The organism is Symmachiella macrocystis (genome assembly GCF_007860075.1).
Taxonomy (GTDB): Bacteria; Planctomycetota; Planctomycetia; order Planctomycetales; family Planctomycetaceae; genus Symmachiella; species Symmachiella macrocystis.
In genome coordinates this window covers 94,977-116,130 of record NZ_SJPP01000001.1, presented here as the reverse complement: position 1 = coordinate 116,130, position 21,154 = coordinate 94,977, and the positions used below count along the sequence as shown (strand labels likewise).

14 protein-coding genes are annotated in these 21,154 nt (G+C 55.2%); 9 read left to right on the top strand and 5 right to left on the bottom strand.

The window, feature by feature from the left end:
- Window positions 1-4 precede the first annotated feature (4 nt).
- On the bottom strand, window positions 5-3,070 hold the full coding sequence (locus CA54_RS00460) for an FHA domain-containing protein (protein WP_197532092.1): 3,066 nt from the start codon (window positions 3,068-3,070) through the stop codon (window positions 5-7).
- Between the two features lie 126 nt (window positions 3,071-3,196).
- Between CA54_RS00460 and htpG the strand changes: the two genes are divergently transcribed.
- From htpG to CA54_RS00425, 7 genes are all read left to right on the top strand, one after another.
- Window positions 3,197-5,314, top strand: coding sequence for a molecular chaperone HtpG (gene htpG, locus CA54_RS00455; RefSeq protein ID WP_231962921.1), 2,118 nt, complete (start codon window positions 3,197-3,199; stop codon window positions 5,312-5,314).
- Window positions 5,315-5,626: 312 nt separating this feature from the next.
- Window positions 5,627-6,298 carry a DUF1326 domain-containing protein gene (locus CA54_RS00450; RefSeq protein ID WP_146368920.1) on the top strand — a complete coding sequence of 224 codons (672 nt, stop codon included), beginning with the start codon at window positions 5,627-5,629 and terminating at the stop codon, window positions 6,296-6,298.
- A 228-nt stretch (window positions 6,299-6,526) separates the two neighbouring features.
- Window positions 6,527-7,204: a hypothetical protein gene (locus CA54_RS00445; protein WP_146368919.1), complete on the top strand. Its 678-nt coding sequence runs from the start codon at window positions 6,527-6,529 to the stop codon at window positions 7,202-7,204.
- Window positions 7,205-7,822: a hypothetical protein gene (locus CA54_RS00440; protein WP_146368918.1), complete on the top strand. Its 618-nt coding sequence runs from the start codon at window positions 7,205-7,207 to the stop codon at window positions 7,820-7,822.
- A 69-nt stretch (window positions 7,823-7,891) separates the two neighbouring features.
- Window positions 7,892-8,842: a methenyltetrahydromethanopterin cyclohydrolase gene (gene mch / locus CA54_RS00435; protein WP_146368917.1), complete on the top strand. Its 951-nt coding sequence runs from the start codon at window positions 7,892-7,894 to the stop codon at window positions 8,840-8,842.
- Window positions 8,843-8,874: 32 nt separating this feature from the next.
- On the top strand, window positions 8,875-9,750 hold the full coding sequence (locus tag CA54_RS00430; RefSeq protein ID WP_146368916.1) for an ATP-grasp domain-containing protein: 876 nt from the start codon (window positions 8,875-8,877) through the stop codon (window positions 9,748-9,750).
- A 47-nt stretch (window positions 9,751-9,797) separates the two neighbouring features.
- A complete protein-coding gene (locus CA54_RS00425; RefSeq protein ID WP_146368915.1) occupies window positions 9,798-10,739 on the top strand; it encodes an alpha/beta hydrolase family protein in 942 nt (313 codons plus the stop codon).
- A 219-nt stretch (window positions 10,740-10,958) separates the two neighbouring features.
- On the opposite strand, the gene CA54_RS00420 is transcribed toward CA54_RS00425, so the two are convergent.
- From CA54_RS00420 to CA54_RS00405, 4 genes are all read right to left on the bottom strand, one after another.
- Window positions 10,959-12,146: an exo-alpha-sialidase gene (locus CA54_RS00420; RefSeq protein WP_146368914.1), complete on the bottom strand. Its 1,188-nt coding sequence runs from the start codon at window positions 12,144-12,146 to the stop codon at window positions 10,959-10,961.
- Window positions 12,147-12,207: 61 nt separating this feature from the next.
- Window positions 12,208-16,011, bottom strand: a complete 3,804-nt coding sequence (locus CA54_RS00415) for a hydantoinase B/oxoprolinase family protein (RefSeq protein WP_146368913.1) — start codon at window positions 16,009-16,011, stop codon at window positions 12,208-12,210.
- A gap of 139 nt (window positions 16,012-16,150) precedes the next feature.
- Entirely contained in the window at window positions 16,151-17,218 is a 1,068-nt protein-coding gene (gene msrP / locus CA54_RS00410) for a protein-methionine-sulfoxide reductase catalytic subunit MsrP (RefSeq protein WP_146368912.1), read from the bottom strand.
- 114 nt (window positions 17,219-17,332) lie between these two features.
- Window positions 17,333-18,112 (bottom strand): glycerophosphodiester phosphodiesterase, encoded by a 780-nt coding sequence (locus CA54_RS00405; protein WP_197532090.1) that lies wholly within the window; start codon window positions 18,110-18,112, stop codon window positions 17,333-17,335.
- 219 nt (window positions 18,113-18,331) lie between these two features.
- Between CA54_RS00405 and CA54_RS00400 the strand changes: the two genes are divergently transcribed.
- Both CA54_RS00400 and CA54_RS00395 read left to right on the top strand, forming a co-directional pair.
- Entirely contained in the window at window positions 18,332-18,943 is a 612-nt protein-coding gene (locus CA54_RS00400) for a hypothetical protein (RefSeq protein ID WP_146368910.1), read from the top strand.
- Between the two features lie 3 nt (window positions 18,944-18,946).
- Window positions 18,947-21,040: a flotillin family protein gene (locus CA54_RS00395; RefSeq protein ID WP_146368909.1), complete on the top strand. Its 2,094-nt coding sequence runs from the start codon at window positions 18,947-18,949 to the stop codon at window positions 21,038-21,040.
- Window positions 21,041-21,154 lie beyond the last annotated feature (114 nt).

The window sequence follows — 21,154 nt, the reverse complement described above, 5'->3', positions numbered from 1 at the left end:
GGTTTTACGCGGGCGGGGTGTCGGTAGTGGGGTTGGTTGGGTCGGTGAGTCCCTGTTTTTCACGTTCGAATCGCTCGCGGTCGGCGCGAAACGAGGCGATGGCGTCGCGAAAGCGATGTTGTTCGTTTTGGAATTGCTGCACGTCGGCTTGGAAGCGACGATGGGCTTCTTGGAGTTTGCCCTTTTCGGTCTCCATGTGTTCGCGTTCGAAGACGAGTTCGGTGGCCGCCGCATGCTGTTCCTGTTCATGGCGTGCTTTTTCAGCTTGGAAGGCTTTAACAGCTTCGCGAAAACGTTGTTGTTCAGCGTGGGATTCCGGAGACGATTCGCCGCTTGCGCCGGCAGAAGCGGCAGGGGCGGGGGCGGCTTTTAATTTGGCGACTTGTTGTTCGAGTGCGGTTTTATCGGCGCGGAGTTGTTCTAGCTCAGCTTGCAGTCGAGCTTCATCAGCTGAGACTTGCGCGATTTCCTGTTTGCTGGCCAATTCAAATTTCGCGACGGCGGCGGTGAATTGTTGCTGGTCGATCCGCAGTCGCTCTTTTTCGGCTTTGTACTGCGCCAAATTGGCGTTCAACGCTTCGCGGTCGTTGAGGAGTTTTTCTTGCCCGGCCAGCAGTTGTTCGTTCCGTTTTTGCAATTCTGCTTGCGAGTCCGTTTGTGATTGTTCACGCTGAGCATTGAGGGAATCCTGCTCCTGATTCAACTGTTGCTTGAGCGTTTCGATTTCTTTCCGCTCTTGTGCAAGTTGTTGGGAGCGTTCTTCCGCTTCGGTTTGCAGACGGGTGAATTCCTCGCGCTGGGTTTCAAGTTGCTGTTGCGATTCCTTCAACGCCGCCAAGTCCGATTCGTGAGATTCCCGCTGCGCCGCGGCAGCGGGGAGGGCGTTTAATTCAAAATCGGTGACGCGTTGGTTGAATTCGTTTTGTTCCGCACTCAAGGCGTCGCGTTCAGCTTGCAGTTGTTGGCTTTGCTGTGCAACGGCTTCTTGTTGGGACCGGAGTGCTTGTTCTTGTTCGGAGTAGTTCGCGGTTTGCGATTTCAACTCCTGCTGCTGTTCGTCCAACTCCGCACGTTGCTCTTCCAGTTTCGCTTGTTGTTGTTGCAAGTCTTCCTTTTGCGACTTTAAGGTCTCCTGCTCATTGTTTAGCTGCGCTTGTTGTTCGTCGAGTTGTTCCGTTTGGGTGGAATGTTGTTGTTGATTGGCGGCCAAGGCTGCGATTTGCTCTTCGAGTTCGTTGCGTTTTTGTTGCAACTCATCGCTTTGACTTTGCCATTGTTCGCGGTCTTGTTGGAAGGCCAGTTTTTCCTGTTGGAACTGATCTCGCTGCTGGTCGAGTGATTCGCGGTCGGCTTGGAGTGTTTCTTGTTGTTGCGAAATTGTCGCGGATTGTTCGTCGAATTCGGCAATTTGAGTCTGCAGTTCGGCTTGTTCCGCTTCTAGATCGGCCGCTTTGACGTCGAGTGCGGCGCGTTCTTGGCTCAATTGCTGCTCGAGTTGCTCAAGTTCCGCGGCTCGCGAATTGTGGCCTTCCTGGTCGGTGGCGATGGTGGCGAGTTGGGCTTGCGCGGTTTGTTGTTCAGCGGAGTGGGCTGCGATTTGTTCTTCCAGCGCACTGCGTTGTTCGTCGAGTTGTTGCCGTTCGGTCTCGAGTTGCTGTTTGGTTTGAGTCGACTCCGCGACAGCGGCTTCGAGATCTTGCCGTTGGGATTCGAATTCTTTTTGCTCGGCTTCAAGCGTAGTGCGGGTAGTAGCGATTTCTTGCTGGGCGGCGGCAGTATCGGCGACACCGGCCTCGGTTTGCGCTAACTTCTCTTCCAACTCGGCGAGTTGATTGCCCATGTTCAGTTGTTCGGAGAGGATCGTTTTCCGTTCTTCTTGCAGCTTTGCCTTTTCGGCTTCGAGACTGTCGCGCAGGTCCTCGATTTCTTGGCACCGCTGGGCATGTTCGGCGAGGAGCGTTTCGCGTTCTTCGGCCAGCTCTTGTTTATCGGTTCTGAGCAGAAGATGCGCTTCTTGAAGTTTGTCGCGTTCGTTTTGCGACTCGACTTGGAATTCCTGTTGTTGGCGTTCCAGTTCAGCCCATTGTTCATCCAGCTCGCGATAGACGCGGCCAGTTGAACTCGACATGGCGGACGAGCCTCGAGAGCTGCCAGAGAGATCGACCTGCGAATAGGCGGAGGCTGACAAGTCGTCGACTTCTCCGGAGAGTACAACATCCGGCGGATCTTCAACTTGAACAGGAGGAGCGTGTGCGTCGTCCATGTCGGGGAACGGCGGAAGGGCATCGCTGGCGGAGAGTGAAAGAATATCTTCTTTGGCGGACTCGGCAGTGGCTGGAGGGGCGTCTTCAAATTGCGGGCCGGTGTACTTGATCCGCATTTGGTAGCTTTGTACTTCGAAGTTATCGCCATGCTCCAGCAAATGGCATTGAACGACTTTATCGTTGACGAGTACGGTTTGGCGATTGAGCAGGTCGATAATCCACATGCCTTGACGGGTTCGCAGCAGCGAACAATGCACGCGGGGGTTGCCGCCGGCGATGCGGATCTTGCAACCGGAGACCTTGCCGGCCAAAGTGAGCATACGGCTCACAGGCCAAAATGTGTTATTGCCGTCATTGCGAACGAACTCGAATTCCGCGTCTGGCAGCGGCCCGATTTCGTCCTCATAGCGATTCAACGGATTGAGATTGCCCAGCGTCAGTGTGGTGTCCTGACCGGCGAAAGGGTCCTCGGGATCGATTTCGATATAGTACGAGCCCATACGGACGCGGCGGCCCGGGATCAGCCAATCGGCGCGGCGCTGGCCACCAGCCCAATGCGTGCCGTTGCGGCTACCCAAATCGATGCAAAATACATTGCCATTGATGACCTGCAAATACGCGTGCCGGGAGCTGACCTTGGCGCAGTCGAGTTGTACATCGCAACTTGGAGTGCGACCGATGATGGCGTACGGGGTCTCAATGGTCTGAACCCAGGTCTCGTCGTCGCTCGAATTGGTGATTGCCAGCCGTATTGGCCCCTCAGCACCCACCGCGCTGCGCAATAATTCAACGAGCTGGTCATCCACGATATTCGCTCCTCTCTCCACGTTGCACTGCCCTGGCACCGCTGCTGTTTCTGCCCTTCACGCATTCTGTATAGTTAAGGTTGTATAAGTCAAGCACCGATCGTCCCAACCAAGAAATGCCGGGAAATGACTGTCGCTTGGGGCCGGTTACATCAAGTTGTGAATCGGGTTCTGGGGGGGGCCGTGCGTCGATTGAGGACCAGTCGTGATCGCCGAATTGACTTATCCGCCTGCCGGTATAAACTGGCCATTTTGGCTAAGGCCGCAAAGTCGCCGCAGAGGCGGGTTGCGAGCAACGTTCAACTAGTGACGGCATTTTTGCGAAGTGAGGTGATGCAGATGGCTCAGGCAGCGGACAAAGAACAATTTACGTTTCAAACTGAAATCAAACAACTGCTGCATTTGTTGTCGCATTCGTTGTATCAGAATCGCGAAATCACGATCCGTGAGCTCGTTTCCAACGCGTCGGACGCATTGGACAAAATGCGATTCATTCAGGTCAACGAGGAACAGTATCGTGACGATGAAGACCTAGTCATTCGTCTGGAGCCCGATAGCGAGGGGCGGACGCTGTCGATCGTCGACAACGGCATTGGACTGACGCATGATGAATTGATTTCGAATCTGGGGACAATCGCGCACAGCGGGTCGTTGGAATTCCTGAATAAACTCTCGGGAGACGCCGCTGCGGATTTGTCGCTGATCGGGCAATTCGGCGTCGGGTTTTACAGTGCTTTCATGTTGGCGGATTCCGTTGAGGTTATTACGCGGAGTTATCAAGAATCGACCGGTTGGCGGTGGGAGTCGGATGGAAGTGGGAGTTTCACGATTGAGCCGGCGGAAGATTTGCCGCGGGGGACGACCGTCAAATTGCACCTCAAGGAAGGGTATGATGAATTCTCGCAAGAGGAACGTCTGAAGTACATCATCCGCAAGCATTCCACCTTCGTCCCACATCCGGTTCGACTGGGCGACGAACAACTCAACGAACAACGCGCGGTTTGGGCGGAGCCGAAAAGCCAACTCGACGATGAGGCGTATGACAAGTTTTATCAATACCTGACGCACCGCGGAGATGAATCGCCGCTGTGGCGGTTGCATCTCTCGGCCGATTCGCCGATTCAATTCCACACATTGGTCTATTGCCCAGCCACGAATTTGGAGTCAATGGGCTTCGGTCGCGTGGAGCATGGCATGCACCTTTGCGCTAAGCGGATTTTGGTGCAAGATGACTGCCGCGAATTGGTGCCGGAATACATGCGGTTTTTGTACGGCATCGTCGACTCAGCCGATTTGCCGTTGAACGTGTCGCGACAGGCGCTGCAGGACGACACAATCTTTCGCAAGATTCGCAAGGTGCTCGTCAAACGGGTGTTGGACCATTTGACCAAAATGGCCGAACAGCAACCGGAAGAGTATTTAACCTTCTATCGCATGTTCGGTACGACTTTGCGAGAAGGGGTCAGCACTGATTTTGAAAACCGCGAAAAAATTGCCGGCCTGATGCGGTTTGAATCGTCGCACTCAGATACGGCAGGCGAATTGACGTCGTTGGGTGAATACATCGAACGGGCCGGTGAGGATCAAAAGCAGATCTATTATCTGGGCGGCGCGGATCTCTCGGCGATTGAGAAGAACCCGAACTTGGAGATTTTCCGCAAGAAGAAACTGGAAGTGTTGTATCTGGCCGATCCGGTCGACGAAATTATGCTTTCCAACCTATTGACCTACGATGGCAAACAGTTGACGTCGATTGACGCAGCCGACTTGGCGTTTCCGGAAGACGAAGAGACGGACAAGTCCGACGACGAGACCCCCGCAGAGGAAACAGACGAAAGCAGCACACCCGGATTTGAAAAGGTCGTGTCGCTGTTCAAAGAAGCGCTGGGGGATCTGGCCGAGGACGTGCGGGCTTCCAAACGACTGACCGACAGCCCGGTCTGCTTGGTCAATCCCGAGGGGTCCATGAGCACGCAGATGCAAAAAGTGCTGCGAATGAGCAACAAGGATTTCCAAATGGCCAAACGAATCCTGGAAATCAACCCGTCCGCTCCACTGATCAAACGGTTGAGCGATCTTTCGGGCAATAGCGACCACAGCGAATTCATCCGCCAATGCGCCCGGCAGTTGTTCGACAACGCCATGCTGCTGGAAGGACTGCCCCCCAGCGTTGAGGATGCCGTCTCCCGCACACAGCAGTTTATGTCGGAATTGGCGGAGAAGCGTTCACCGATTATTACGTAATAGTTGTTAAGCTATCGAATCCCTATGGGTTGTCGAATTTCCATCAGGCTGTGTTGAGTGGCAGAGTCGGCGGGGGAAGGTTCGTTCTTGACGGCGGGAGCGGCGGTTGCGACAATTCAGAGACGCGGCTGTTCCGCGATCTGCGCGTTGAAAATCGGTAAACATCCAGGAGTTGGATGCCACTACTGGCGTGCTTTGCACTGTATTCAGTCATAGGTTCTGCACTGGCGGACAAGCCGCCAGTGGCACCCCTTTTTAAACGTGCCGCTAAGGTCTTTCTGACGAGTCGATTGAAATGGGAGATATCAAGTCATGACCTGTAAACCGTTGTTACTGGCCGGCTGCCTCACGATTTTGGCTGCGACGCCTGGTTTCGGGGCTGAGATTTCTGGTGAATATCTTGAAGCCCGTTCGTGCGATGTTTGGACGGGACCCTGTTTCGCAAATGGCGAAATCGGCTTGTCGGGCAAAGAAGCGGTCTTGGCTTGGAAAGTCGACAAAGGTTCTTGGCAAGGTGTCGAGTTGAAAAACCTGTCTGCTGTCTTGGTGATCAAAGGCGAGGATACGCTCGGTTTTGGCGGATCATTCCGTATCAGTCCCGATCCAATCGAGTCGGTCATTTTGGTTGATAACAAAGCGAATCAGCAACAACGCGACGCGCTGATCGCCTTTGTGAAGTACTCAGCCAAAAAATTAACCCAACACGTTAAACGGGTCGAATCGACCGATATTCAATTCAAAAACGACCACGTCGAAGGGGTGGGAGTCTTGAAGGCGGGCGATTTGGCGGAAATTGAAACGCGCGAACTGAGGCATGGTGATTGTATTTGCACGAACGAGGATATTTTTTATCCGCCGTTGACCGATGTCGACAATTACCACCCGGCCTTCACTAAGCAACTCAAATACACGGGCAAGGGATTAAACCAAACGTGGGAACTCCCGGGTCAACGGAGTGCATTTTTGGCCACGTTTGAGAAATAACGGGGACGTACACCACTTTGCTAACGCATGATTTTTCGAGCGGGATGTCCGGTATTGCCGGCTCCCGCTCTTTTATTATCCGCAACGCACCCGCTCAACCTGTAACCGAGCCGCGAGTCTGCGTACAATGAATACGACGTGTCGGGCATTGGCGGCGTCTGTCCTGGGGTTGTCGATGCGGTCTTACCATAGAGCTATTTGCGACCATTGAGGTTTTGGGGATTGCATATGAAGTTTTTTAGCACACTTGCTGTCGGGTTCTGTCTGTTCGCCGGACCCTTAGTTGCGGCCGAGTCTTCGCACAAACTCAAGGAAGTGAAGGGCCTGCCCGAGGGGTTGTCGCCCAAAATTGCTGCGGTATTGCACGAGTCCGGACAACAAGTCACAGGGCCTGACGGCGTGCTCTGTGTGGTTTGGTTGGCGAAGGACTTGGCGGTGAAGCCAAAATTTAAGCCGAGTCAGAGCGTGGCGTATCCGTTTACGAATGGCCAACTACTGGGGGCGATTCAGTTTCCCGAAGGCTCGAGCGGATTCGATTTTCGCTCCCAGGAAATTCCGGCAGGCGTATATACGTTGCGATATGGTCAACAACCTGAGGATGGCAACCATTTGGGGACGAGCGAGATTCGCGATTTCTGCATGGCGCTCCCGGCAGAGCGCGATAAAGATCCCAAACCGATCTTCAATCCCATGCAACTGAATGAGCAGTCAGCTGAGGCGGCTGGATCAACACATCCGGCGATTTTTCTGATGAGCGCCCCTCCTGAAAAACCGGAGAAGGAATCGAAAATCATCCACGATGAAGACCACGACTTTCAGATTCTGCAGTTGACCACGACCGGCAAAGCGGCCGACAAGCCGGTTCCGTTGTTGGTGCGGATTGTGGTTGTGGGAGCGGGGGAATAGATGAGTCGCGTTATTTTGGGTTTGCTGTGGATCGCAGCGGCTGTTTGCGTAGTCGAGGCGCGCGGTGAAGAAAAAACTGCACCCGCGCCAGAGGCAGTGGCTGAAGAGCAGACGGAAAAACAGGACAAGGCCCGCAAGGAATTGCTGACCGGCCAAGTCAAGTTTCTGGGCCCGGCTCTGCGTGCTCGGGGCGTCAAAGCCTACGACGAGATGGACAAGCAGGTCGTGCTGATTGCCGAGAACGGAGACTTGGTTCCACTGGTGGCCGATTGGCGAGGCCGCGCGTTTTATCAGGATGAGCGGCTGCGGGATCGCAAGGTGCAACTCGTCGTGCGGCGCCGGTCTGACAATCCTTATGCCCAAGTGTTGATCGTCTATACCTTTGATGAGAAGGGGGAGCGGAAATACACCGACTACTGGTGTGATATTTGTTCGATCCCCATGTACGAGATCAAAGAATGCGAGTGTTGTCAGGGACCGATTCGACTGCGCTTTGAAGATCGTCCGCTTCCGTCGTATCTGCGGAAAGAGATCAACCGCTCTACGCAGCGGCAGTCCAATCCGGAGACTGACTCCGCCACTCCCGACGTCGAAGCCGATGACGATGATGGCAAGTAAACCTACTGCGTAGAAAGGTGCGTCGCGACGCACCCTACATTTTTTGACTTCCGCTGGTTAAGAAGCGTTATGGATTGGAATCTCAACGAACGAGCGCTGGCGGCGGTAGAGGGTCTGCTTCCCGTTGCCGAGCAATTACGGATTCAATCGCACTCAGTTCCTGGTGGGGGGCGAGTGATCGATTGTGGTGTGAACGTCGGCGGCGGACTGGGCGCCGGTTTGGCGCTGGCGCAGGTTTGTACGGCGGGGTTAGCTGAGGTTTCGATGATCCCGGGTGATATCGGCGGGATCGGTTGTCCTTACGTGCAGGTGGCGACTGACAATCCCGTAGCTGCGTGCCTGTTGAGCCAATATGCAGGCTGGCAGATCGCCGTCGAAAAGTTCTTCGGTATGGGCTCGGGACCGATGCGCGCCGTGGCAGCACGCGAGGATCTGTATGAGAAACTCGACTACCGCGAAAAACCGTCGCAATGTGTCGGCGTGTTGGAGACCGATCAACTACCCGATGAAAAGGTGTTCGCCTTCATCGCCGAACGCACCAAACTGGCTGCGGAGCAGATCACCATATTGGCGGCGCCGACGGCGAGTATTGCCGGCAATTTTCAAGTCGTCGCCCGCGTTGTCGAGACCGCTTTGCACAAGCTCTTGGAGCTTGGCTTTGATATGAGCCGGATTGTCAGCGGATATGGCACGGCTCCATTGTCGCCGGTGGCCGGGGATTTTCTCAATGGAATCGGCCGCACGAATGACGCGATCCTCTATGGCGGACGCGTGACCTTATGGGTGACGGGAGACGATGATTCGTTATCCACAATCGGGCCGCAAGTCCCCTCGGTTTCTTCGCAGGCTTATGGTCAGCCCTTTCTGGAAATCTTTGAGGCAGCGGGGCGCGACTTCTATCAGATCGATCCTCATCTGTTTAGCCCGGCGGAAATTATGTTTCAAAACGTCGAGACCGGCAACGTGCAGCGGTTCGGCAACGTGGCTCCCGATATTCTCTCCCGGTCGTTTGGCTTTTAAAATCTCTCGCGGGTAGCTGACGTTTTAATTTCATGCATATCGTCGTCTTAGCAAATGCCGACAGTTGGTACCGCCGCGATTTAGAACGGGCGGCGCACGTGCGGGGGCATCGATTCTCCCGCGTCGATTTTCGGCGGCTCACGGCGACCGTTGTCGCGAATGACTCGACCATGCACGGCGATGACATTGTCTTGTCCGACTGCGATGCTGTGATTGTGCGGACGATGCCGCCGGGGTCGTTGGAGCAGGTCGTGTTCCGCATGGATCTGTTGGCGCAATTGGAATCGGCCGGGGTCACGGTACTCAATTCGCCAAAAGCCATTGAATGCGCGGTCGATAAATATTTGACCACGGCCCGGCTGCAAGCGGCCGGTTTGCCTGTTCCTGCGACGGTGGTGTGTGAGAATTCCGAATCCGCGATGGCGGCGTATGATCAATTGGGAGGCGATGTGATCGTCAAGCCGATCTTCGGGGCTGAGGGGCGAGGGATATCGCGGGTCAGCGATCCCGATTTGGCGTTTCGTACGTTTCGCACATTGGAACGCACGCAGGCGGTGTTGTATCTGCAACGGTACGTCGATCACGATGGCTCGGATCTACGAGCGGTTGTGTTGGATGGTCGCGTGATCGGTTCCATGCGGCGGCACGGCAATGGAGATTACCGCACGAACGTCTCCCGTAGCGGTACAGCGACAGCGGTGGAATTGTCCGCCGACGAAGCCGAGTTGGCATTGCGGGCCGCAGCGGCGACCGGGTGTCGGTTTGCCGGGATCGATCTGTTGTATGATAGCGACGGCCGCGTGTACGTCATCGAAGTGAATGCCGTCCCCGGTTGGCGGGCGCTGGCACGGGTCACGGGGGTGGATGTCGCTGGCGTGGTGATTTCGTCGTTGGAAGCGGGACGTTGAATACCCCATGCCATCGATTGAGAAAACGAAGTTACGGAGTTTGTGAAATGAAACAACAACGTGTGATCATCGCCGTCAGTTGGATATATATCTGTCTCACTACTTCGGTGATACAGGCCGACGAACCCAAACCGGTGCCGCCGATCGAACGGTTGAGCGAGGAGGCGTGCCGGGCGACTTCGCGTGTGTTTGATTACGACGCCAAGATTCCGTTGGAGTCACGGATCGTCGAGAAGAAAACGGACGACGATGGTTATGTGCGCGAGAAAATCGTCTTTCGCGGAGCGGCGGGGGAGCTAGTACCGGGGTATCTGCAACTTCCCCAGTACGAAGCGGAGCAGCATCCTTGTGTGTTGTTGTTGCATGGTTGGTCGGGAGCCAAGGACCGTTGGTTTGTCGACGGCGGATATATGAGCGGCGGCCAAGTCCGCAAGGCGCTGCTGGCGGCCGGGTATGCCATTTTCGCCCTTGATGCGCAATGCCATGGAGATCGGATTGCGGTGAATGACTACGCGCCGGTCAATCATTACCAGGCGGAAGGCCCGCAGCCGCGCAAAGGATATTTGATGTTGCCGGAGATTTATGCGCAGACGGTCAAGGACTATCGCCGCGGGATTGATTATTTGGCGTCGCGAGGAGATATCGACGTCGAGCGGATCGGCATGGTTGGCTACAGCATGGGGGGCACGCAGACGTTTCTACTGACCGGAGTAGAACCGCGGATCAAAGTCGCCGTCGCTTGCGTCGTCCCGGCGGAGCGGGACAAATACTCGCTGGTCGCGCCGCAGAATCAGACGTACGGTATCGGCGAGCGTCCGCTCTTGATGATCATGGGCCGCAGCGACACGATGTGTCCGGTCGATCATGCCCAACAATTACGGGCCATGCTGCCGGCGAAAACGTCCGAGCTGATTTTTATCGACGCGGGGCACAAACTCTCACTCGATTACGTGCCGCACGCGGTGCGATGGGTGACGGAGCGGTTGTGAGGTGGTGCTAGTGTCGTTCCACTCGTCCGGCCCTACGAGTAAAAGAACCACGAAAAAAACGAAAGACACGAAAAAAGCTTCTGCTTATCATGCTCGGGTATCTAGGAATCTAATCCAAGGGATAAAGCTTTCCATCGTTTGTCTTTCTTTATTATTTATTTTCGTGTGTTTCGTGCCTTTCGTGGTTTTATCCCGTCGTCGTGATTGGGCATAGGTCGCTCACTCTGGCGTGATTTTCACGATCAACACTTTGTTGTTGTCCCTCTTGCGTTTGCCGTGGGCCAGCATGCCTTCGCCGCAGGTGACCCAGGCCTGGTTGTCGCTGATGCGGCAGGTACCGGAGTTGCCTAAGGTGGCGTGGTTTTCCGGGAGCAAAATGCGCTCGGTCTTGCGGATGACCCGTAAAGATTCGGGGTCGACTTGTCCAATGAACAACGGGGCACGGTTCCGGATGATGTGGTCGTTGTTGGCGCCGCGGCGGGTGTAGATCAGAAATAGCCCGTCGCCGACCGTCACCCAATGCTGCTGCGTGTTGTGACTTCCCAGCAACTTGCCGTCGTCAAACTTCCATTCCTGCGGGGGATCAAAATGGATCCCATCGCTGCCGCTGGTGACAAATGCGGAGCGGTCAGTGCGGAGTGTGAGGTAAAACTTCCCCTGGAACTCCTCCAGTGAAGGTTCGTAAAATCCGCGGCGCTTGGGGAGGTTCAATTCCGAACCGTGTTCTTTGTACGTCAACGTTTTCCCGTCGAATCCGCAGCGCATGACGACGCTGGTGTAGTTGCGTTTTTTTGCATCCCGCTGATAGCGGACCGGCAGGAGGACGTCGCCGTCGGGCAGGTCGACGCGCTGATTGCAACCGGCATTGGGGGCGATGATGGGAAAACCGGCGTGATCTTTTTCTGGGGTTTTTAGAAACTTGAGCGGACCCCACTTGCGGGTTTGCGGATCCATGACCGCATAGGAGACGCGTTCACGGGTGAAGTTTTCTTTGGTGCCGCCTTTGAAATTGAAGGTTTTACCCGTGATCAAGACCGTCTTGCTTTCGGCGTGCCATTTCGGCCACAAATCGCCCGGGGCGACTTCGTATCCGTCGGATTGTTCGTGGCGGCGGAGGGTGGGAATGATCTCCGGTTGCGACCAACTCTGCCCGCCGTCTTCGCTGAAGGTTTGATAGATGTCGTGAAAATTGTGTGTCCCGGTTTTACCCGTCTCGGACATCGTCGTGACCCAGAATGGTTTTTGCACGGGGATGTATGCCGTGCGGGCCTGCCACCAATCCCATTGATTCGTGCCGTCAATCGAGGTTAAGTTTTCGAATTTCAGCGGGACTGGTTCGACGGCCTGGGCTGTCACGGGTAATAGCGAAACTGACAGTGCGGTGATTATGAAATAATACTGGAGCATGGTCGTGGTTTCCTTGAAGTCGTTTCCGCAAGCGTCCGAGATAGCAGGACTTACTAATCTACTACGATTCACCAAACCCGCCACCGCCGGGGGTTTGGATTGTCAGGATGTCGCCGGCCGCAATATTGAGTTGGACTTTGCCGCCCAGGTCTTCCGACAAGCCGGTACTTTGATGTTGCAATGTATTTTCACCCAATGCGCCGGATTCGCCTCCTTGTAATCCAAACGGCGGATAGGGGCCGCGGCGTTCGGTGAGCAGTGAGACTTGTAGTGGACGTAAGAACTCGATGCGGCGAACGATACCGTCTCCCCCACGATGCCGCCCCGCGCCGCCTGAACCGCGGCGGACGCTGAACTCATGCAGACGCACCGGATAGCGACGTTCGATGACTTCCGGATCGGTCATGCGGGTGTTGGTCATGTGGGTGTGCACAGCGTCTGCGCCGTCAGCGTCGGTAGTCGCGCCGCTACCGCCGCAGATGGTTTCGTAATAGCCGAACTGTTCGTCGCCGAAGGTCAGGTTGTTCATCGTCCCTTGGCTGGCTGCGGCGACTTTCAGAGCGCCGAGCAGTGTATCGACGACGCGTGACGATGTTTCGACGTTGCCGCCCACCATGGCGGCGCATTGAGCGGGGTCGTCGTGCTCGGGCGGATTGAGCAGACATTCGGGCAAGATGATTTCAACCGGATTGAGCACGCCGCTGTTGAGAGGAATATCTTCGGCAATCAAGCAGCGAAACACATACAACACGGCTGCGGTCACGATGCCGCGATTGGCATTCAGGTTGCCGTCCAGGACCGGTCCGGTGCCGGTGAAATCAACAGTGGCGGTCTCACCGGTGATGGTGATGTTCACTGCGATCGGCGAGCCATCGTCGAGATGATCCGTGTGCGCATAATCGTCGTCGGGAATCACCGCCAAGGCCATTCGCATTTTATGATCGGCTGCATCTTGAATGTGTTGCATATAGGCCTGAACGACCGGCAGCGAATATCGTGCGACAAGTTCTTGCAGCAGGTTCACGCCATTGTTATTTGCGGCGACTTGCGCAGCAACATCGGATAGATTCTCTGTAACCGCGCGAGTGGGGTAGGGGGCGCTCGTGAGGAGTTCTCGCAATTCTGCTTCCCGAAACTCGCCGGCATCGACGAGTTTAAAATTGCGGATCAACACTCCCTCTTCGCTCAAGCGTTTAGAAAACGGGGGGAGGCTGCCGGGGATGATGCCACCGATTTCCGCGTGATGCGCGCGGCTGGCGGTAAAGAAGAGCAGTTCTCCCGAATCGGTGTTGTGCACCGGTGTCACAACGGTCACATCGGGTAGATGCGAGCCGCCGCGATAGGGATCGTTTGTAACAAAAACGTCGCCGGGTGAGATTTGCGGATTGTCGGCGATAATGCGGCGAACGGTTTCGCTCATTGCGCCGAGGTGGACGGGGATGTGCGGAGCATTGACGACGAGGTCACCCGTGGGGGAAAAGACCGCGCAGCTAAAATCGAGACGTTCCTTGACGTTTGTCGAGAATGAGGTTCGCTGCAACGTGATGCCCATCTGTTCGGCGATCGAGGCGAAGAGATTATTGAAGATCTCTAGCATCACTGGGTCGGCATTGGCACTGATGTGTTCCTCGGTTTGTCCCTGACTGTCGTTGATCACAATCTCGCCGCGCGCGGTGATCTGTGCTGTGAAACCGGGGTCGATGACGACCGTTGAGGTCGGTTCGCACACAATCGCCGGGCCGGTCAGTTGGTCGCCGGCTCGTAATTCGCCGCGCTCAAATACTGCGGTTTCCAGTGGTTGTCCGTCGAACCATGTTTTGGTGGTTTCGCTCGGCGTGGGATGCCGTTCGACAACGTCGGCCAATTCCTCAGGCGGGTCGGGAGTCGTGCCAATGACTTCGACGCGCGCTGCGGTGATTTCAATCGCCCGGCCGGTATGGACGTAACCATAAAGTCGGCGGTGCAATTCCTCGTAGGCGCGGGCATAGTCACCGTCGGGGGGGCAAAGGACGTTGATTGTTGATTCGACGCCTTGATAGCGGAGGTCGAGCGAGCGGAGTGGTGCTTGGATTTGTGCAGTGGCAATTCCTTCGGCCAGCACTTCGTCGCGTGCTTGGCCTTCCAGTTCAGCGAACAATGGTTCGAGTTGTTGGAGTTGTTCTTGCGAATACGCTTTGAGCACCGAGCGCTCGGCGAAGCGGCGGACGTCGGCCAAGCCGATTCCATAGGCGCTTAGAATTCCGGCCAGCGGGTGAATGAGCACGTTCCGCATGCCGAGTGAGCGGGCGATGGCACAGGCATGCTGTGCGCCGGCCCCGCCGAAGGAGACCAACACGTAGTCACGGGGATCGTAACCTTTAGCGACGGAGATATTGCGAATCGGGCGGACCATGTTGGCATTGGCGACCCGCAAAAAACCGTCGGCCAATTCGATGGGTGTATAACGCGTCCCGGTGGCGGATTGGGCGATTCTTTCGCAGAGGGCTCTGAGTTTGCGTTGGACCACGTCTTGATCCAGCGGGAAGGGGAATTTAGCGGGCAGGATTTTACCGAGAAATAAATTCACATCGGTAACCGTCAACGGCCCGCCGCGTCCGTAACAAGCAGGACCGGGCGATGCTCCGGCGCTTGCGGGACCGACGGTTAGTTTGACTCCGTCGAAATCACAGATGCTCCCGCCGCCGGCAGCGACGGTTTCGATGGCCAGCATGGGAGCGACAACCCGCACGCCCGCTTTTTGTGTTTCGAACTCCAATTCATGACGTCCGTCAAACCGCGACACGTCCGTGCTGGTGCCCCCCATATCGAAGCCGATCGATTTTTCAAAACCGGCGCGCTGGGCAACGCGCGAAAATCCGATCACGCCCCCCGCCGGTCCTGAAAGAATGCTGTCCTTGCCCACAAAGCGATCCGCGTCGACCAGTCCGCCGGCGGAGGTCATGTTTTTTAATGGGGCACTCCCCAAGCAACGTCGCAATTCGCGAATGTATTGCCGCAAAATCGGATTCAAATAAGCATCGACAACTGTTGTGTCGCCCCGGGAGACGATTTTGATGAGCGGTGAAAGACGGCTAGAGACGCTGATCTCCTCGAAGCCAATTTCGCTGGCAATCCTCGCTACGATTTCTTCGTGCTTCGATTGGGCAAAGGCATGCATGAAACAGATGGCGATCGATTCCACGCCGGTCGCCTTAAGGGCGGTCAGTTGTTCCCGCACCTGGGTTTCATCGACCGGGACAAGCACGTTGCCGTCGACGTCGAGCCGCTCATTGATTTCCACCACTTCCTCAAACAGCGGACTTGGCTTTTGAATCGCCAAATCAAACAACCGTGGCCGGTCCTGGTTGGCGATCAATAGAATGTCGCCAAAGCCGGCAGTCGTCACAAAACCGGTGCGTGCTCCTTGTCGTGTCAGTAGCGCATTGGTTCCGCGTGTGGTGCCCAATCGGACAGAGACTTCGGGAATGGGATCGCCGAGGCCGACTCCTAATAAGTAGCGAATCGCCACGATCGGCGATTCTTCGCCGCCGGTCAATTCATAGTTCGTGCCTGGAACGATATCCGCAGGGAGAGCTTGCCGCAAAGTGAGCCGTCCTGTCGAGTTCTCGAATTCATGGATGACGCCGACGTGCATGGCAGCGCCGCTGTCGTCGAGAAAACGAATCTCGTAACCATTCCAAAACCCTGGCGGGTCATCGCTACGACCGGGATCAACAAAACTCGACGCGCCGTCGGCCGCATCAACACGCCCCTTGGTGACACCGCTGCTGAGCAATTTCAGCTGCAACAGCTTCCCATCCGGATCCCGCGCAATACAATCCGTGAAGGTCCCGCCGACATCGATCCAAAATTCCCAGGAAGGCATAGTTGAGCTTCTATGATGGTAAAAAGAGAGGACAGGCATGAGGAGACAGGCATGAGGGACAGGCTTGGCGCGTACTGTCTACTGCCCACTGTCTACAATTTTCTGGCCACCGGCCACTCGCCACCGGCCACTTTTCCAATCAAGCATACAGTTTCGCCACATAGTCCCCATAGCCGTTATAGATGACCGTGTCGTAGCGCGTGGCTTGCGACGGTAGCATCCATTCGGTGGCTTGTGACCAGCGTGGATGGGGGACTTCCGGATTCACATTGGCGGTGAAACCGTATTCTTGCGGTCCGAGCGTATTCCAAAAAGTTGCCGGCTGTTTGTCGGTCAGCGTGATTCGCACGATCGATTTGCAACTCTTAAAGCCATACTTCCAGGGGACGACCAAACGAATCGGCGCGCCGTGTTGTTTGGCGAGCGGTTTGCCATAGATGCCGGTGGCGATGAATGCCAATTCGTTCATCGCTTCGTCGATCGTCAAGCCTTCGGTATACGGCCAGGGGTAACCGGAGGACATGTTCGGCCCGGCAAATGTGGGCAAGCCGGCCTGCTCATCCTTTTTGTTGGGGACATCGAACGTTTGGAAGCCGACAAATTTAGCTTGGGCGGTCGGTTCGACCTTCTTGAGTAGTTCGCTCAAAGGAAACCCGGTCCAGGGGACGCACATGGCCCAGGTTTCGACACAGCGATGCCGATAGTCCCGTTCTTCAAATTGCATCATTTTGTAGATGTCGTCGATGTCAAACACGCGCGGCTTGCCGCATAGACCGGAGATTTCGAATTTCCAGGGATGCGGTTCAAAATCGCCGACGCGGCTATAGTTGTTTTTACTGCCGGAGAATTCATAGAAGTTCGTATACCGGCTCGCGTCTTCCTCTTTAGTTTCCGGACGGCCGTATTCAAAGTTGGGATTGTGCAGCGCGCCGAAGGAATTGTCCTTGGCGGGCTCCCACTCTTTTTCAGAGACTTCCGGCGCGCGTTCCGCCAAGGCTGTGGGGACTTCGACTTTTCCCGATTGGAGAACTTCTTCGTCGGTGGCCGTTTCGCAGCCGATGAGATGCGCGCCGATGCCCAGTCCTGCGGCGCTCAGTCCCAACGTGCGGAGAAACTCGCGGCGATGCCAGCGGCGGTTGACGTATACGTCTTCAGGCGTGTGAAGTTTTTGCGCGAGTTGCCAAGGTTTGCGGATGTGATACTGCATCGTATGTCTTCGCGAGTGAATACTAAAACAAAACAGGACACCGACGTGGCGGTGCTGATACAAGCATGTATTGTAGAGGCGGGGCAGGATTTGAAAAGGTGAACTACAAGTCTCTCAATGGCGGCCGAGGCGTTTGAGGAACGGGATCAGCTTTTCGGGATAATCGGTTTGAATCGCGTCAACGCCCAAGTCGAGTGATTTTTGAAAGCCAGCTTCGTTGTCGTTTTCGCCTAAGTTATCGACCCAAATTTGGGCGCCGGCGGCGTGGGCTGCTTCGGCAAGTTCAGTATTCCAGTCGCGGACGTTGCCGTCGAAGGTTTCGGCCTTTAGTTCGCGGCGAATGGCGTTGATTTTTTCGATCGATCCGGGATTCGGCGGCATGATCCAGATCTTGGGATTGAGTTTCTTGAACGCGCGCAGTCCGTCCAATGAACTATAGACGATGACGTCGTTCACCATTTTGTGCCGCGTGACCGCATCGACGATCTCAGCGGGTGGCGCATCTTTGTGATCGATGTAAATCTTGATTTTGCCGCGGCAGAGTTTCAGGGCCTCGTCGAATGTTGGCACTTTATCGGATTGTCCCACGGTCAGTTTTTGGATGTCGGCATAGGTCAGCTCGTTGACTTTTCCCTGCCCATCGGTCGTGCGAGCCACGTCGCTGTCGTGCATCAACACCAGCACGCCGTCGCTGGTGTAGCGGACATCGACTTCGACGTAATCACAACCGAGGTCAATTGCGTGCTGGAATGACGCGAGCGTATTCTCGGGCGATTTTTTATGGGCACCGCGATGGGCGATGACGATGATCCGTTTCGGTTTGGGGGTTTCAGCGGCCATAAGCGGTGCGGTTCCAGCGAAGACGAACAGGACGATCAGCAGACGTAGGGGCATGGTCCGTGGTCCTCGATCAGGGAATAGTTGGGAGGTGTGTACGGATGACCAAACGACAGAAACCGGACATCCGGACAAACGGATGGGACCGTCACAAATCGGCAATTCCGGGATTGCCACTTGGTTTTCGTGATCCGTTTCGTGGAAATCTTCGTTATACCAGATGAGCTGCTCAGATGCGTTGCATAATAGCAGCATGTTGCGATAGGGGAGCACCCGGTGATGGAAACCTTACAGACTTATTTCAGCGGGCCGATGCTCGTACCCAGCGTATTGCTGGGGCTGGTCTGTCTATATTGGTTGTTTGTCATCCTGGGTGCGTTTGATATCGAATTGTTTGATTTTGACATCGATATCGGCGCGGGAGACGGATCCGTATTCGATTTGGGGCTAGTCTCGTTGAAATTCATCAACCTGGGCGATGTGCCGTTGATGATTTGGAGCAGCGTTTTCAGTTTTGCGTTTTGGATTTTGACGGCGCTCGTTGTCGAGAGGCCCGATGTCGGCGGAAATCTCCACCCTTGGATGATTGTGACGGGTTGTGGTTTCCTAGCTGTGTTGGTGACGAAAATTGTAACCAACCCGCTGCGGGGCAAATTCGACATTAAGGAACCGAATACGCTCAAGGAACTGCTGGGGCGGGAATGCACGATTACTGTGGATTCAACTGAAAAATACGGACAAGCGATCGTCCCGTCCGACGGGGCGCCGCTACTACTAAATGTCCGGACTCACGAAGGCACACTGACCAAAGGAACTACGGTCAGGATTGTTGATTTTGATCAGGAAACGCACCTTTATTACGTCAGCAACTCTGACCGGGAGGAATAGAAGATGAATTGGTATGTTATTGGTGCCCTTGTGGGCCTTCCTGTTCTGGGACTGATTGTTATGGCAATCCGATGCTATCGCAAAGTCGGACCCGAAGAAGCCTTGGTCAAATCTGGTGCAGGGGGATTGCAAGTTGCCACGGGGAAAGGCATGTTGGTCTTGCCCGTTTTTCATCGCATCGAACAGATGGACCTATCTGTCAAACGGATTGAAATTGCACGTCGCGGTGAGGCGGGCTTAATTTGTCAGGACAACATTCGCGCCGACATCGAAGTCGCCTTCTTCGTACGCGTCAATAACACCGGGGTCGACATCAAGAACGTTGCTCAATCCTTAGGCTGCCGCCGCGCGTCGGATCAACGGGCTCTTGTCGAATTGTTCGATGCCAAGTTTTCCGAAGCGTTGAAAACCGTCGGCAAGCAATTCGACTTTGTCGAACTCTACAACGAGCGGGATAAGTTCAAAGCCGAAATTCTCAATGCTATCGGCACCGATCTGAACGGTTATGTCCTTGACGACTGTGCGATCGACTTTTTGGAACAAACTCCGATTGAATTGCTCAGTCCGAATAATATCCTCGATGCCGAAGGCATCAAGAAGATCACCGAGCTGACGGCGAATGAATTCGTGCAAGCGAACAACTTCACCCGCGAAAAAGAAAAAACCATTAAGAAGCAGGATGTGGAAGCGCAGGAGGCGATTCTGGAATTGGAACGTCAACGGGTTGAGGCGGTCGAAAAGCAGAAACGTGAAATCGCCGAACTCACTGCCCGGGAGCACGCCGAAGCCAAGCGGGTCCAGGAAGAGGAACGTCTTAAAGGGGAACGAGCGCGGATTACCACCGAAGAGGAAATTAGCATTTCCGAGGAAAACAAGGAGCGGCAGATTATTGTCGCCCGCAAGAGCAAAGAGCGGACCGATGCGGTCGAAACCGAACGGGTGGAAAAAGATCGCATGCTCGAAGCGACCGAGCGCGAGCGGATCGTGACATTGGCCCAGATCGACAAAGAAAAGGCGGTCGAAGTTGAGAAACGGAACATTCAAGACGTAATCCGTGAACGAGTCGTCGTCGAACGGGCGGTCGTGGAGCAACAAGAAAAGATCAAAGACACCGAGGAATTCGCCACCGCCGACCGGCTCAAACAGGTCACTGTGACTAAAGCCGAAATGGATGCACAGGAAGCACTGGTCAAGGAGGTTAAAGCGGCTGAAGCATCGAAGACTGCAGCTGATTTCCTGGCCGAACAACGCATCATCGAAGCCGAAGCGGAACGGGCTGCTGCCGAGAAGGAAACATTGGCGCAAAAAATGTTGGCTGAAGCCAAGACCGCGAATGCGGCCGCCATCGGGTTGGCCGATGCTCAAGTGCTTGAAGCCAAGGCCGTTGCCATCGAAAAAGAAGGAAGTGCCGAAGCGAACGTCTTGCAGCGTAAAGCTGTTGCTGAAGCGAAAGGCATCGAAGCTCGCGCCGCTGCTGTCGAAAAAGAAGGCACGGCCGAAGCCAGCGTGATGCACCTCAAGTTCACCAGTGAAGCCAAGGGAATCGAGGAAAAAGCCAACGCCATGAAATTGTTCGACGGAGTCGGACGCGAGCACGAAGAATTCAAGCTGCGGCTTAACAAAGAGAAGGACATCGAAATCGCCGCAATCAGTGCACAACAAGAGATCGCCGAATCCCAAGCAGGGATCGTGGGCGAAGCCCTCAAATCGGCCCGTATCGACATTGTGGGTGGCGAAACGACCTTCTTCGACAAGATCGTCGATTCGATCAAAGCCGGAAAATCGGTTGACCGTTTCGTGCACAACAGCGAAGTGCTGACCGATGTGAAGAATTCGTTCTTCAACGGCAATCCGGAATACTTCCGCGACAAATTGCAGGAGTTCGTCGACCAGTTCAATATGAGCTTCGACGACGTCAAAGACCTATCCGTGGCGGCCTTGATCGGAAAAATGCTGACGCTCACCGACAGCGATGAATCGAAGTCAGAATTGAATCGCATGCTCAGCGCCGTGAAGGGGATGGGAATCGCGGATAAGAAAGTCAATACGCTGGACATCGGCGGGCAATCGCTGACGGTCAGCGGCAAGAAGAGTTAATCCTGTCCGCCGCCCGGTTCCCAAATATCATTTGGGAACCGGACTGACAGTGGCTCGACTTCGACTCTTGTTTTTAGGCTGACGAGTATGGATGGTCATAAGCAGCCGGCGAAG

Coding starts and splice junctions, on each gene's coding strand:
- CA54_RS00440 (WP_146368918.1), top strand. CDS start 7,205: ATGAGTCGCGTTATTTTGGGTTTGCTGTGGATCGCAGCGGCTGTTTGC.
- mch (WP_146368917.1), top strand. CDS start 7,892: ATGGATTGGAATCTCAACGAACGAGCGCTGGCGGCGGTAGAGGGTCTG.
- CA54_RS00445 (WP_146368919.1), top strand. CDS start 6,527: ATGAAGTTTTTTAGCACACTTGCTGTCGGGTTCTGTCTGTTCGCCGGA.
- CA54_RS00405 (WP_197532090.1), bottom strand. CDS start 18,112: ATGCCCCTACGTCTGCTGATCGTCCTGTTCGTCTTCGCTGGAACCGCA.
- CA54_RS00425 (WP_146368915.1), top strand. CDS start 9,798: ATGAAACAACAACGTGTGATCATCGCCGTCAGTTGGATATATATCTGT.
- CA54_RS00395 (WP_146368909.1), top strand. CDS start 18,947: ATGAATTGGTATGTTATTGGTGCCCTTGTGGGCCTTCCTGTTCTGGGA.
- htpG (WP_231962921.1), top strand. CDS start 3,197: ATGACTGTCGCTTGGGGCCGGTTACATCAAGTTGTGAATCGGGTTCTG.
- CA54_RS00415 (WP_146368913.1), bottom strand. CDS start 16,011: ATGCCTTCCTGGGAATTTTGGATCGATGTCGGCGGGACCTTCACGGAT.
- CA54_RS00430 (WP_146368916.1), top strand. CDS start 8,875: ATGCATATCGTCGTCTTAGCAAATGCCGACAGTTGGTACCGCCGCGAT.
- CA54_RS00450 (WP_146368920.1), top strand. CDS start 5,627: ATGACCTGTAAACCGTTGTTACTGGCCGGCTGCCTCACGATTTTGGCT.
- msrP (WP_146368912.1), bottom strand. CDS start 17,218: ATGCAGTATCACATCCGCAAACCTTGGCAACTCGCGCAAAAACTTCAC.
- CA54_RS00420 (WP_146368914.1), bottom strand. CDS start 12,146: ATGCTCCAGTATTATTTCATAATCACCGCACTGTCAGTTTCGCTATTA.